Source organism: uncultured Oxalicibacterium sp., assembly GCF_913776015.1.
GTDB lineage: Bacteria > Pseudomonadota > Gammaproteobacteria > Burkholderiales > Burkholderiaceae_D > Oxalicibacterium.
The window spans coordinates 33,194-46,809 of sequence record NZ_CAJYMD010000007.1 but is presented as its reverse complement, the minus strand read 5'-3'; the positions used below and the strand labels follow the sequence as shown (position 1 = coordinate 46,809).

Genomic DNA, 13,616 nt, shown 5'->3' with positions numbered 1-13,616 from the left:
AACTGGTGTACCGAAGTAAAACCGCCGAGGAAGACCCAGTCACCAAGATGCACGTGCCCTGCCAGGGTGGCGTTGTTGGCCAGAATGATGTTGTCGCCAAGCTGGCAATCGTGCGCAATGTGCACGTATGCCATGATCCAGTTGTTGCTGCCCAGGCGCGTGATGCCGCCATCCTGTACCGTACCCAGATTGATGGTGACGAATTCACGGATCGTATTGCCGTCACCGATGATCAGTTGTGTCGGCTCACCCGCATACTTCTTGTCCTGCGGTGCAGCACCGATCGAGGCAAACTGGAAAATATGATTTTTTGCGCCAATCGTGGTGTGGCCTTCGATGACGACATGCGGCCCGATGACCGTACCGGCACCAATACGCACATGCGGCCCGATGACCGAATACGCACCGATCTCTACGGACGAATCGATGATGGCATTGGCATCGACCAGAGCTGTCGGATGGATCGCCATCTGCCTACTGCCCCGCAGGCTGCGCCGTATCGTTGATCGTACGCATCGTGCACATCAGTTCGGCTTCCAGCGCGACCTGACCATCGACGGTACCGACTGCACTGTACTTCCAGATACCGCGTGCATTACGCAGGATTTGTACATCCATTTTCAGTTGATCGCCCGGCTCGACCGGACGCTTGAAACGCGCACCGTCGATACCGACAAAATAGACCACGCTATTGTCATCTGGCTTGAGGCCCATCGTCAGGAAGGAAAGCAAGGCAGCTGTCTGCGCCAGTGCCTCGATCATCAGCACGCCCGGCATAACCGGCTTGTGCGGGAAGTGCCCGTTAAAAAACTCTTCATTTGCGGTCACGTTCTTGATGGCCGTGATCGATTTGCCCGACTCCCAGTTCAACACGCGATCAACCAGCAGCAGCGGATAACGATGCGGCAGGTATTGTTTGATCAGGTTGATATCGAGCGTTTTACTGACTGGTGTGTTCATTTATCGTTCTGTTGTTACGTTATTCGCCAAGCGACTGGATGGTTTTTTCGAGATCCCGGATTTTCTCACGCATTGACGACAAATTGCGCACGATAACCGCTGATTTTTCCCAGTCGGCATTTTTTGCTAGCGGATAGATGCCCGTGTATTGCCCCGGCTCACTGATCGAGCGCGAAACCAGGCTACCGGAAGAAATATGTACCTTGTCGGCAATCGTGAGATGGCCGAGGATCATGGCCGCACCGCCAAAAGTGCAGTATTTGCCGATGATGGCGCTGCCAGCGACACCTACACAACCTGCCATCGCCGTATGTGCGCCGATATGACAATTGTGGCCGATCTGAATCTGGTTATCGAGCTTGACGCCTTCTTCGATGATCGTGTCGGCGAGCGCACCGCGGTCAATGGTCGTATTGGCACCGATTTCCACGTCATCACCGATGCGCACAGCCCCTGTCTGAGGAATCTTCACCCACTTGCCGCTTTCGTTGGCAAAACCGAAGCCATCGGCACCGATCACGGCACCCGAATGAATGATGCCGCGCTGGCCGATCGAACAACCATCGAGAAACGTGACACGCGGATGAAACAATGTCCCCTTGCCCACTCGCACGTTGCGTCCCAGCACGCAACCAGCCTCGATGGTGCAATCATCTTCGACGACTGCACCATCGTCGATAAATACATGTGCACCGACCACGGCAGACGCGGCCACTCGTGCACTCGGGCTGATCACCGCCGTAGCATGCGCGCCAGGAGATCTTGCCGGCGTATGCAAAGTCGCAAAGAATTGCGCGACGTGTGCAAAATAGGCGTACGGATTGGCGGTCACAATGCGTGCGCCGGCAAAATCCGCGATTGCTTCGTGATCCTTTTCGGACAGGATTAGACATGCTGCCTTGGTCTGCGCAGCCTGTGTTCTTAACTTGGGATTGGAAAGAAAGGTGATGTGCGATGAATCGGCATCGCTTAATGGCGCAATGCCGACCACAGTCTGGTCGGCATTGCCTATCAACCTGCCACCCAAGCGTTCGACCAAGTCTCCCAGTCGAGTGCTCATGGTTGCCTTGTTATTTATTTACCCAAAGCCTTGATGACTTTGTCGGTGATATCGATGCGGTTGCTGACATAGGCAGCTTCCTGCAGGACGATGTCGTATTTTTCCGCTTCGGCGATCTGCTTGATGACACGATTGGTCTTGTCGATAGCAGATGCGGTTTCCTCGTTACGACGCTGATTCAGATCTTCCTTGAATTCACGTTGAGCACGCTGAAAATCACGATCCATTTCGGACAATTCACGCTGACGGCGCGCACGGTCCGACTCGGACAAAACTGGCGCATCCTTGTCGAACTTGTCAGCCGCGGTTTTCAAGCGATTTGCCATGTCCTGCAATTCTTTCTGGCGCTTGGCAAATTCCTGCTCCAGCTTGACTTGGGCTGCCTTGTACGGTGCAGCTTCACGGAAGACACGCTCCGTGCTGATGAAACCAATACGGGTTTCCTGCGATTGCGCAGTGGAAACAAGACAAAAACCGGCAACGATTACCGCTGCACTTTTCTTGATAACTGATGATGTGATTGTGGACTTCAAATTAATCTCCGCATTTCATGTGTCGATCACCGGCTGGCTATTATGCCCTAGATGATCAGAAGCCTGTTCCCAACTGGAATTGGAACGCTTGGGAGCGATCTCGTTCCGTAGCCAACGAACTTTTGTTCGGGTTCAACGGCTTGCCGAAACTCAACTTCAGAGGTCCGATCGGAGATACCCAGCTTAAACCGAGGCCAGCCGAATACTTGAGATCTCCGCCGAAATTGCCATCGTAAACGTTACCCGCATCGGTAAAGATGAACCAGCGCAATGTACGGTCCGTTCCCGAACCAGGAAACGGAAATTGCAATTCTGCATTCAGGATGATACGGGAAGAGCCGCCCAGGGGATCGCCATTACTAGCTTTCGGGCCAAGGGATGCACTTTCATAGCCACGCACAGAACCAATACCGCCGGCATAGAAGTTCTTGAAGATCGGGTAGCCATTTCCACCAATACCCTTACCGTAGTTGAGCTCACCATTCAGCGCCAACGTGCTGAAGCTGAACAGGGGCAGGAAATACTGTTGCTGGTAAGTCGTACGGTAATACTTCGAATCACCCGCTGGCGATACTTCGAAGTTGGCACGCTGATAGCGTCCGCGAGTTGGCACAAGAGCGCTATCACGGCTGTCACGTTGCCAAGCCACAGTCAATGGCACACCTGTAGCAGATGCTGAATACTTACCAGCCGTACCTGCTTCAATCGCAGCTTTTTGGCTAGGATCCATGCGTGCGACATAATCGAGGAAGCGCTGTGGACTTGTACGATAATTGCTCAAGCCTTGATATACCTCTACGTCAGTGCGCTCTACCCCAACACCGAAGAACACACGATCAACTTCCGAAAACGGCACACCGAACTTTACATTGGCACCCGTACTGCGGAAACGATAGTCACCAGTAGAAGTAGTTGGCGGACGCGTCGTACGCGTAAAGACTTCATAGCTACGGCTGATACCATCTTCTGTGAAATACGGATTCGTGCTCGACACAGCGATCGTACGATTCAGACGGCTGGTATTCACGTCCAGGCCAATCGTATTACCACTGCCGAATGCATTGGCCTGATTGATCGAACCGCTCAGCATGAGCTTTTCACTGCTGGAGAAACCGGCGCCCAGCATGATGTTACCGGTTGGCTTTTCCGTCACGCCGACATTCACGTCCACTTGATCGGTCGTACCGGGAACATCCGGAGTTTCAAGCGTGACTTCGGTGAAATAATCGAGACGATCAATGCGATCACGCGAAAGCTTGATTTTTTCACCGTCATACCAGGAATTTTCATACTGACGCATTTCACGACGAATCACTTCGTCACGCGTCTTGGTATTGCCACTGATATTGATGTTACGCACATAGACACGCTTGCCAGGATCAACCATGATCGTGAAGGCAACTTCGTTCTTTTCGCGATCGATCTGCGGATTGGCATTCACGTTGGCAAATGCATAGCCAAAATTACCCATGCGATCAGAAATTGCCTTGGTGCTGGCCGTCAGTTTCGCGCCCGAATAGACATCGCCCGCCTTCAACTGCACCAGCGATTTCAGTTCGCTCTCACGTCCCAGCAGGTCTCCTTCGAGCTTGACGTCGGAAACCTTGTATTTCTCACCTTCGGTGATATTGACGGTAATGAAAATATCTTTCTTGTCTGGCGAAATCGATACCTGCGTCGAATCGACACGCATCTCGATGAAGCCATTGTTCTGATAGAACGCCTTCAGCTTGTCCAGATCACCAGCCAGTTTTTGCTTCGAGTACTGATCGTTCTTCGAGAACCACGTAAACCAGCCTGGCGTGGTCAGGGTCATGTTCTTGACCAGTTCTTTCTCGCTGTAAGCCTTGGCACCGATGACGTTGATGCTCTTGATACGAGCCGGATCGCCTTCTTCAATAGCAAAGTTGACGGCAACGCGGTTGCGTTCGAGCGGTGTCACGGTCGTGGTGATCGACACACCATACAAGCCGCGCGAAAGGTACTGGCGCTTCAACTCCTGTTCGGCGCGATCGACCAATGCCTTGTCATAGATACGCGACTCGCCAACACCAATTTCCTTGAGTGCCTTTTTCAGCTGATCCTTGTCGAATTCCTTGGTACCGGTGAACTCCACAGTCGCAATGGCAGGACGCTCTTCGACGAATACCACCAGGACATTGCCTTCCACCTCGATGCGCACATCCTTGAAAAAGCCGGTTGCGTACAGCGCACGAATCGCATCCGCGCCTTTTTCATCGGTGAAAGTATCGCCCACACGTACCGGCAAATAACTGAACACCGTGCCGGCTTCGGTACGTTGAATGCCTTCTACGCGAATGTCCTTGACGGTGAAAGGATCCGCCGCCTGAGCGTAGCTCGAGCAAAGAGCGAAGGCGGCAATGGCGACGATACGACGAGGGAAAATTGGCAAGGAAAAGCGCTCTGAATAGAATTTCATTGGGTGTTGAGATTAGGTTACCTGTCAGACGCAACGCAGCGCGCGGCGCTCAAGAAACAAGCCGGTTGATGTCATTGAAGACAGCAACCAGCATCAGGGTCATCAGAATTCCTATGCCTGCCCGCTGTGCGACTGCGCTCACACGCTCGGAGACTGGACGACCAGTTAAAACTTCCACAGCATAATACAGCAAATGCCCCCCATCCAGCACTGGAATGGGGAGGAGATTCATCACGCCCAGGCTGATACTGACGAAGGCGATAAAGCTCAAATAACTGACGAGTCCTATGCGTGCCGTCTGTCCGGCGTAATCAGCGATCGTGATTGGACCTGTTACGTTTTTCCATGAGACTTCGCCGATGATCATCTTGCCGACCATCTTGAGCGTCATGGTTGCCGTATCCCAGGTTTTGACGACACCTTTCCAAAGGGCGACCAATGGATTACTGCCTTCGGTCACCATCTCCGGCATCATCGGCACTTCGACCTTGATACGACCGAATCGCTGTCCATCCTGCTCAACGACGTCCGGCACCAGCGACACCGATCGTGCCTGACCTTCACGCAACACATCGAGAGTCAAGGTCTTGCCTGCCGCCGCACGTACAGTCTCAACCAGCATCAAGCCATCATTGATGCGCTTGCCATCAATGGCCTGCACCAGATCTCCCTCCTGCAAACCGGCACGTTGCGCCGGTCCATCCGGCACAACCTTGCCCAATACCGCAGGTGGGCGCGCCACATCCAGACCCAGCTTGCCGAGGAAATCGCCTTCCAGTTCTTCCGTGCTGATGGATGCGACCGGCATGACGATGGCTTGTACGCTTTGCTCGCCAGCAGATGCACCGCCCCGTTGCACATCGAATTTCGCCGGCTGACGATCTACGACAGCTTGCACCATCGCCCAGCGCAGATCGTTCCAGACATGCACCGGCTTGCCGTTAACGGCAATGATGTGATCGCCGCCACGCAAACCGGATTGCCCCGCAACAGTCTGCTCGGCAGGCGCACGCAATTTGGTGGAAGGTTCGGGAATGCCATGCACGAACAGCGCGGCAAAAACCAGAATAGCCAACAGGAAATTAGCGATCGGCCCGGCAGCCACAATGGCGATACGGCGCCAGACGGATTGACTGGTGAACTCGCGCTTGCGCTCTTCCGGACTCAAGGGCAAGCCGTCATGATCGCGCGCATCGAGCATTTTCACGTAGCCGCCAAGAGGCAGGATGGAAACAGCCCACTCGGTCTGGTCCGGCCCCACGCGACGCGAATAAATCACCTTGCCCATTCCGACCGAAAAACGCAGCACCTTCACACCACACCAACGTGCCACAAGGTAATGCCCAAGCTCATGCACGATGATCAATACACCGAGCACAACAGCAAAAGCGAGGATGGTTTGCAGCAGGGTCATTGCAGTATCAGTTTTTCGGCCAGATCACGAGCCAGACGGTCCTGCTCGAATACGCTCTCGATGGTATCGACGTTGCAGACAGGCAGTGCATCCATGACTTGCGCAATCAGTGCATCGATCTTGCGGAAGCCGATGCGCTCATCGAGAAACGCCTGTACCGCCACTTCATTGGCCGCATTCAACAAAGCCGGCGCAGAACCGCCAGCGCGCAATGCATCATACGCCAGTTTCAGGCACGGAAAACGTGCGAAGTCCGGGGCCATAAAACTCAGATTGGCAATCTGCATGAGATCCAGCGGCGCCACACCGGAAGCAATCCGTTCCGGATAAGCAAGTGCATGGGCAATCGGCGTGCGCATATCGGGATTTCCCAATTCCGCCAGTACCGAACCATCCACATACGACACCATGGAATGCACCACGCTTTGCGGGTGAATCACCACTTCGATATCGTCTGCCGGCACCCCAAACAGATAATGCGCCTCGATGACTTCCAGGCCTTTGTTCATCATCGTGGCGGAATCGACGGAAATCTTGCGGCCCATCACCCACTTCGGATGCGCTACAGCTTCGGCACAAGTGACGCTATCCAGCGTATCGAGCGGACGCGTGAGAAACGGCCCGCCCGATGCCGTGAGCAAGATACGCGAAATACCATGCGCTTCGGGTACACGCGAGTAATCCTGTGGCAGGCACTGAAAAATCGCATTGTGTTCGCTATCGATGGGCATCAGCACGGCACCGCTGGTTTTCACGGCGTCCATGAACAAGCTGCCAGACATCACCAGTGCTTCCTTGTTCGCCAGCAAAACGCGCTTGCCGGCACGTGCGGCCGCCAAACTGGGGGCCAAGCCAGCACCGCCGACAATGGCGGCCATGACCGTCGTGCAGGCGGATGCGCTGGCAACCTCGCACAACGCCTGCTCGCCATGCATTACCTGCGTGGCAACGCCCTTACCGTCCAGCAGTTGCTGTAAACGCGAAGCAGCTTCAGACGTGCCTACCACGGCCAGTTGGGGGTGAAAGCGCACGCATTGATCGGCGAGTTCTTCGACGCGATTTTGTGCTGTCAGGGCAAAGACGCGATAGCGCTCGGGATGGCGCGCAATGACATCCAGCGTCGAGACGCCGATGGACCCGGTCGAACCGAGAATGGTGATGTGCTGCATGAAGACCTTACATCCAGTGGCAGACGAGTACCGCCAACGGCACGGTGGGAATCAGCGCATCCAGCCGATCCAGCACGCCACCGTGTCCTGGAAGCAGATTACTGCTGTCCTTCATCCCGGCGCGGCGCTTGAGCTGCGATTCGAACAAATCGCCAACAATACTGGCAGCGACCAAGAGCGTCAGTATCAGAACCATACCGGCCACGCCCCACGAGTGGTACAGACTCACGGCAAACGTATCGCGCAAGGCTGGTACGAAAATCGAACCAAAACCGGCCAGCAAGACGAGAACGCCGCCGCCGATTGCGCCTTCCCAGGATTTGCCGGGCGAAATGGACGGTGCAAGCTTGCGTTTGCCGAATGCCTTGCCGCTGAAATAGGCGCCAATATCGGCAATCCATACCAGCACCATGACGGAAAACATGTAGAGGACAGAGCGCTCAAACAGCGCGAGGATTGCCAGAAAAGCGCCCAGTAGTGCAATCCCGTACAGCCCGGTCAACAGCTTGTTAGTAATACTTTCCAGCGGCGGCAGGCCAAAGCCCAGGGAGGGCGTCAAACGCAACGCCCAGATCGCCACGCAAATACCCGGCAACACCATGTTTTGATTGAAGCTTTGGCTATAAACGAGCCACACAAACGCCGCAATCCAGATGACGGTCCCCGCCACCGGGCTCTTGTTGCCGAACAGGCGCAGGCACTCCCACGCAGCGACTGCAAAAAACACGCCTGTCAGCACGGCAAACGCAAGCCAGGAACCGGACAAGAGAACCGCCAGAAGAATGATCAGCAGGACGACTGCCGTGATGATGCGCGTTCTCAGCATTTGGCTACCGCCTCCCTTTGCTCGACCACTTGCTGGCTGGTACGGCCGAAACGACGCTCGCGTTGACGATAAGAATCAATCGCCAGCTCTAGTGCCTCGGCATCGAAGTCCGGCCAGTAGGTATCGGTGAAGTAGAGTTCGGAATACGCCAGTTGCCACAGCAGGAAATTCGAAATGCGCTCTTCCCCGCCGGTGCGGATAAACAGGTCAGGCTCGGGCGCATAGGCCAATGCCAGATAAGGAGAAAGTTGTGCCTCGCTGAAATCTGAAGCACCCGGATTTTCTGCCACCATGCGATTGACTGCCTGCATGATGTCCCAACGCCCGCCATAATTGGCGCAGACGGTTACAGTCAAACCGGTATTGTCTGCCGTCTTGCGTTCGGCATTCTGGATGAGCTTTTGAAGCTTTTCATCAAAACGACCGAGATCTCCCACGATTTTGAGACGAATGCCATTGGCATGCATCTTGGAAACTTCACGCTCCAGCGCTGTAACGAACAAGCGCATCAACGTCGACACCTCATCCGCGGGGCGACGCCAATTTTCGGAGCTAAAGGCAAAGAAGGTCACGTATTCCACGCCTTGTCGCGCACACGCCTCCACCACGCCGCGCACGGCCTCCACGCCTTTGACGTGACCCGCCACGCGCGGCATGAACCGCTTGGTCGCCCAGCGTCCGTTGCCATCCATGATGATGGCGATGTGGCGTGGCACGGAAGAAACCTCCGGCACGATCTCGGTTGAACTCTTGGACGTCATGTAAGGGCGATCAGGCTGGAATGAAGGGAAAACACAGGCAAAGACGGCGTCACACCGTCATGACCTCTTTTTCCTTTTCGACCACCAGCTTGTCGACTTCGGCAACAAACTTGTCGGTCAATTTCTGGATGTCGTCTTGTGCGCGACGCTCGTCGTCTTCGGAGCAGGCCTTGTCTTTCACCAGCTTCTTCAGGCTCTCGTTGGCATCACGACGAATGTTGCGGATCGCAATCTTTGCATCTTCGGCTTCGGTCTTGACCAGCTTCACCATTTCCTTGCGGCGCTCTTCATTCAGCGGTGGCGTCGGCACGCGAATCAGATCGCCTTGCGACGAAGGATTCAGGCCCAGATCGGCTTCGCGAATTGCCTTCTCGATCACGGCGCCCATTTTCTTTTCAAAAGGCTGCACACCGATGGTACGCGCATCGATCAGCGTCAGGCTGGCGACCTGATTCAGCGCCGTTGGGTTGCCATAGTATTCGACCATCACATGATCGAGGATGCCGACGTGTGCACGGCCGGTACGAACCTTTGCCAAATCCGCCTTGAGCGTCTCGATGGACTTTTGCATTTTTTGCTCGGCGGTCTTTTTTGCATCTGCAACAGACATTTACTACTCCTTTTTACTGCTATTGAATCCGTATTTCATCAGGCCTTCCCTTTGCAATCGGAAGGCAAGCGCGATCAAACGTGAACCAGCGTACCCTCATCCTCGCCCATGATCAGGCGCTTGAGCGCACCAGGCTTGGTGATCGAAAACACCTTGATCGGCAGGCGCTGATCGCGGCATAACGCAAATGCCGTGGCGTCCATCACCTGCAAATGCTTGGCAATGGCTTCATCGAACGTGATGGTCGAGTAACGCGTGGCAGAAGCATCCTTGTTTGGATCGGCGCTGTACACCCCGTCGACTTTGGTCGCCTTGAGCACGATCTCGGCACCGATCTCCGCACCGCGCAAAGCTGCCGCGGTATCCGTCGTGAAGAACGGATTGCCGGTACCGGCTGCAAAGACCACGACCTTGCCTTCTTCGAGATACTGCAATGCCTTCGGACGCACGTAAGGCTCGACGACCTGTTCGATACCGATTGCCGACATCACACGTGCCGTCAAACCGGCCTGACGCATGGCATCGGCCAGCGCCAGCGAATTCATCACGGTGGCCAGCATGCCCATGTAATCGGCTGTCGCACGATCCATTCCCTGCGCACCCGGTGCAACACCACGGAAAATATTGCCACCACCAATCACGATGGCGAGTTCAACACCCAGTTTCGCCACTTCAGAGACATCGGCCACCATCCGTTCGATCGTAGCCCGATTGATTCCATAAGCATCGTCTCCCATCAACGCTTCACCCGAAAGCTTGAGGAGAACGCGCTTGTATGCTGGAGTTGTCATGGGCTGTATTCCTTGTCTTGTCCGGCTCTTCCGAACAGTTTTATTGTTTATGACGACCGTCCCGCAAGACGGTTTGCTGCATTTTTGTTCGCATGGACAAAACGGTTAAAGCTTCATCGTTTGTCAAAGCGAAAGCATACTGGATGATGCGAAAAAAACGGGCCTTTCGGCCCGATTTTTTTATTACGCCTGTTTTGCTGCTGCTACCTGCGCCGCAACCTCGGCGGCAAAGTCATCCTGTTTCTTCTCGATGCCTTCACCAACCACGAACATCGTGAACGATTTCACCGTAGTTTTTGCTTCTTTCAGCATTTGTTCGACAGTCTGCTTGTCGTTCTTGACGAACGATTGATTCAGCAGGGAAACTTCCTTCAGGTATTTCTGCACCGAACCTTCGACCATCTTGGTGACGATGTCAGCCGGCTTGCCGGATTCAGCAGCCTTTTGCTCGGCAACCGAACGCTCCTTGGCGATCAGATCGGCTGGCACGTCAGCAGTACCCAGAGCAACCGGTTTCATTGCAGCAATGTGCATTGCCACGTCTTTACCAACCTGCTCTTCCGCGCCGTCGAAATCGACCATGACGCCGATACGCGTACCGTGCAGGTACGAAGCCAGTTTGCCGGTCGTGTCGAAACGCACGAAGCGGCGGATCGACATGTTTTCACCGATACGACCGATCAGTTCGGTACGGGTTTCTTCGGCGGTCTTGTCGCCGATTTTGACGTTTGCCAGTGCGGCCACGTCTGCTGGATTGGCTTCAGCTGCTGCCTTGGCAACGGCATTGGCAAACGCCAGGAAATCGTCGTTCTTGGTAACAAAGTCGGTTTCGCAGTTGACTTCGACCATCGCGCCCACGTTGCCGGCAACGTAGGTGGCGATCACGCCTTCAGCGGTCACGCGCGAAGCGGCTTTCGATGCCTTGCTGCCCAGCTTGACGCGCAGAATCTCTTCCGCACGTTCCATGTCGCCATCAGCCTCCGTCAGTGCCTTTTTGCATTCCATCATTGGCGCATCGGTACGTGCGCGCAGTTCACCAACCATTGCTGCTGTAATTGCTGCCATTACAAATCTCCTTGCAAATGACGTCTCTCAGACGTCTTTCATTCCGACACGTTCAATATCGTGTTCGAAATATCTATTCAAAAATTCGCTTAAAAAAAAGGGGCGAACGATCGTTGCCCCTTTCATCCTGATGCGCGAGCCATCAGAGACAGGGATTACGCCTGCTCTTCAACCTCAACGAAATCATCGCCGCCCTTGATCGATTCGACCAGATCGGTTGCCGCATTGGCACGACCTTCGAGGATTGCATCCGCAACGCCACGAGCGTACAGCGTGATGGCTTTTGACGAATCGTCGTTACCAGGGATGACGTAGGTCACGCCTTCTGGCGAGTGGTTGGTATCGACCACGCCGATGACCGGGATACCCAGTTTCGCGGCTTCGGTGATGGCGCCTTTGTGGTAGCCAACGTCGATCACGAAGATCGCGTCAGGAATGCCACCCATATCCTTGATACCGCCAATCGATTTTTCCAGCTTGATTTTTTCACGCTCGAACATCAGCGCTTCTTTTTTGCTGAGCTTGTCGACGGAACCGTCTTCGATGGCAGCTTCCATTTCCTTCAGACGCTTGATCGAGGTCTTGATCGTCTTGAAGTTGGTCAGCATGCCGCCGAGCCAGCGTTGATCAACGTAAGGCATGCCGGCACGTTGTGCTTCGGCAGCGATCAGCTCACGTGCCTGACGCTTGGTACCGACGAACAGCACGGTGCCACGATTGGACGACAGTTGACGAATGTACTTCATCGCCTCCTGGTACATACCCAGGGTTTTTTCCAGGTTGACGATATGAATCTTGTTGCGATGACCGAAAATGAATGGGGCCATCTTTGGGTTCCAGAAGCGCGTTTGGTGACCGAAGTGGACACCGGCTTCCAGCATTTCACGCATGGTAACGGACATGAATTTCTCCAGGGTTAGGTCTGAAATCCGCTCAGTCGCCCTCACTTTTTTGGCGGGAGCACCCTTTGGGAACGGATTCGCGATTTACAAAAACTGCCCGAAACCTTTCCGGGCAGCCCGAGATTCTACTCTATAACCGGCCGCTGTTTCAAGTACCGCAATTGGCAAGAAGCGACGCCATTGGGCAGCCTCGTCTATAATTCATACTTGTTTGATTCCTCAATGCTGGCATTTCAGCAACTTTGCAGATTCCTATGGGCAATATTTCCATCAAAACGGCGGAAGACATCGCCGGCATGCGCATCGCAGGGCGACTCGCCTCCGAAGTGCTCGACTACATCACACCATTCGTCAAGCCGGGCGTCACCACTGGTGAACTCGATCGGCTCTGTCACGAGTACATGATCAACGTGCAAGGCACGATCCCGGCACCGCTCAACTACTGCCCGCCCGGTTACACGCCCTATCCGAAATCGGTCTGCACCTCGGTCAACGATGTAATCTGTCACGGCATTCCTGGCGACAAGGTACTCAAGAATGGCGATGTACTCAACATCGACGTCACCGTCATCAAGGATGGCTACCACGGTGACACGAGCCGCATGTTCTACATTGGCGAACCATCGATTCTCGCCAAACGCCTGACCGAAATCACCTACGAATGCATGTGGCTCGGCATTTCGAAGATCACGCCGGGTGCGCATCTGGGCGATATCGGCCATGTTATCCAGCAGCATGCAGAAAAAGCCGGCTACAGCGTCGTGCGCGAATTCTGCGGCCACGGCATCGGCAAGATTTTCCATGAAGAACCGCAAGTACTGCATTACGGCCGTCCCGGCACGCTTGAAAAACTTGCCGCCGGCATGATTTTCACCGTGGAACCGATGATCAATGCGGGTCGTCGTGAAATTCGCGAAATGGGCGATGGCTGGACCATCAAGACCAAGGATCGCAGCCTGTCGGCACAATGGGAACACACCGTGCTCGTGACGGAAACCGGCTACGAAATTCTCACGCAATCCGCCGGCACACCAGCACCGCCGGCATTCATCACGAACGCACAACCTCAAGCCATCGACGCCTGA

Annotated in this window: 14 protein-coding genes; 1 reads left to right on the top strand and 13 read right to left on the bottom strand. The window is 54.7% G+C overall.

Translation table 11 applies throughout. The features are described 5' to 3' along the window. The 13 genes from lpxA to rpsB all read right to left on the bottom strand — a co-directional run. Positions 1-470 (bottom strand): acyl-ACP--UDP-N-acetylglucosamine O-acyltransferase (gene lpxA / locus QZ725_RS01375; protein ID WP_293775727.1); only part of this gene is annotated, 470 nt, incomplete at its 3' end. Between the two features lie 4 nt (positions 471-474). After that, the gene (fabZ, locus tag QZ725_RS01370) at positions 475-960 is read right to left on the bottom strand and encodes a 3-hydroxyacyl-ACP dehydratase FabZ (RefSeq protein WP_293775726.1); all 486 of its coding nucleotides are present in this window, start codon (positions 958-960) and stop codon (positions 475-477) included. A 19-nt stretch (positions 961-979) separates the two neighbouring features. Continuing rightward, a complete protein-coding gene (gene lpxD, locus QZ725_RS01365) occupies positions 980-2,020 on the bottom strand; it encodes a UDP-3-O-(3-hydroxymyristoyl)glucosamine N-acyltransferase (protein WP_293775725.1) in 1,041 nt (346 codons plus the stop codon). 14 nt (positions 2,021-2,034) lie between these two features. Continuing rightward, positions 2,035-2,526: an OmpH family outer membrane protein gene (locus tag QZ725_RS01360; protein ID WP_293775731.1), complete on the bottom strand. Its 492-nt coding sequence runs from the start codon at positions 2,524-2,526 to the stop codon at positions 2,035-2,037. An 82-nt stretch (positions 2,527-2,608) separates the two neighbouring features. Beyond that, positions 2,609-4,993, bottom strand: coding sequence for an outer membrane protein assembly factor BamA (gene bamA, locus QZ725_RS01355; protein WP_293775724.1), 2,385 nt, complete (start codon positions 4,991-4,993; stop codon positions 2,609-2,611). Positions 4,994-5,042: 49 nt separating this feature from the next. Further along, complete coding sequence (rseP, locus tag QZ725_RS01350) at positions 5,043-6,407, bottom strand: RIP metalloprotease RseP (protein WP_293775723.1); 1,365 nt, start codon at positions 6,405-6,407, stop codon at positions 5,043-5,045. Further along, positions 6,404-7,576, bottom strand: coding sequence for a 1-deoxy-D-xylulose-5-phosphate reductoisomerase (gene ispC / locus QZ725_RS01345; RefSeq protein ID WP_293775721.1), 1,173 nt, complete (start codon positions 7,574-7,576; stop codon positions 6,404-6,406). Before ispC ends, rseP begins: the two co-directional genes overlap by 4 nt. A 7-nt stretch (positions 7,577-7,583) precedes the next feature. Continuing rightward, the gene (locus QZ725_RS01340; protein WP_293775719.1) at positions 7,584-8,402 is read right to left on the bottom strand and encodes a phosphatidate cytidylyltransferase; all 819 of its coding nucleotides are present in this window, start codon (positions 8,400-8,402) and stop codon (positions 7,584-7,586) included. Beyond that, on the bottom strand, positions 8,396-9,163 hold the full coding sequence (uppS, locus tag QZ725_RS01335; RefSeq protein ID WP_293775718.1) for a polyprenyl diphosphate synthase: 768 nt from the start codon (positions 9,161-9,163) through the stop codon (positions 8,396-8,398). The genes QZ725_RS01340 and uppS overlap by 7 nt, the downstream gene beginning before the upstream one ends. A gap of 49 nt (positions 9,164-9,212) precedes the next feature. Continuing rightward, positions 9,213-9,773 carry a ribosome recycling factor gene (gene frr, locus QZ725_RS01330; RefSeq protein ID WP_293775717.1) on the bottom strand — a complete coding sequence of 187 codons (561 nt, stop codon included), beginning with the start codon at positions 9,771-9,773 and terminating at the stop codon, positions 9,213-9,215. Positions 9,774-9,847: 74 nt separating this feature from the next. Further along, positions 9,848-10,564: a UMP kinase gene (pyrH, locus tag QZ725_RS01325; protein WP_293775716.1), complete on the bottom strand. Its 717-nt coding sequence runs from the start codon at positions 10,562-10,564 to the stop codon at positions 9,848-9,850. 183 nt (positions 10,565-10,747) lie between these two features. After that, positions 10,748-11,629: a translation elongation factor Ts gene (tsf, locus tag QZ725_RS01320; RefSeq protein ID WP_293775715.1), complete on the bottom strand. Its 882-nt coding sequence runs from the start codon at positions 11,627-11,629 to the stop codon at positions 10,748-10,750. Between the two features lie 155 nt (positions 11,630-11,784). Continuing rightward, positions 11,785-12,531, bottom strand: a complete 747-nt coding sequence (rpsB, locus tag QZ725_RS01315; protein WP_293775713.1) for a 30S ribosomal protein S2 — start codon at positions 12,529-12,531, stop codon at positions 11,785-11,787. Between the two features lie 254 nt (positions 12,532-12,785). Between rpsB and map the strand changes: the two genes are divergently transcribed. Then, positions 12,786-13,616, top strand: a complete 831-nt coding sequence (gene map, locus QZ725_RS01310) for a type I methionyl aminopeptidase (protein ID WP_293775712.1) — start codon at positions 12,786-12,788, stop codon at positions 13,614-13,616.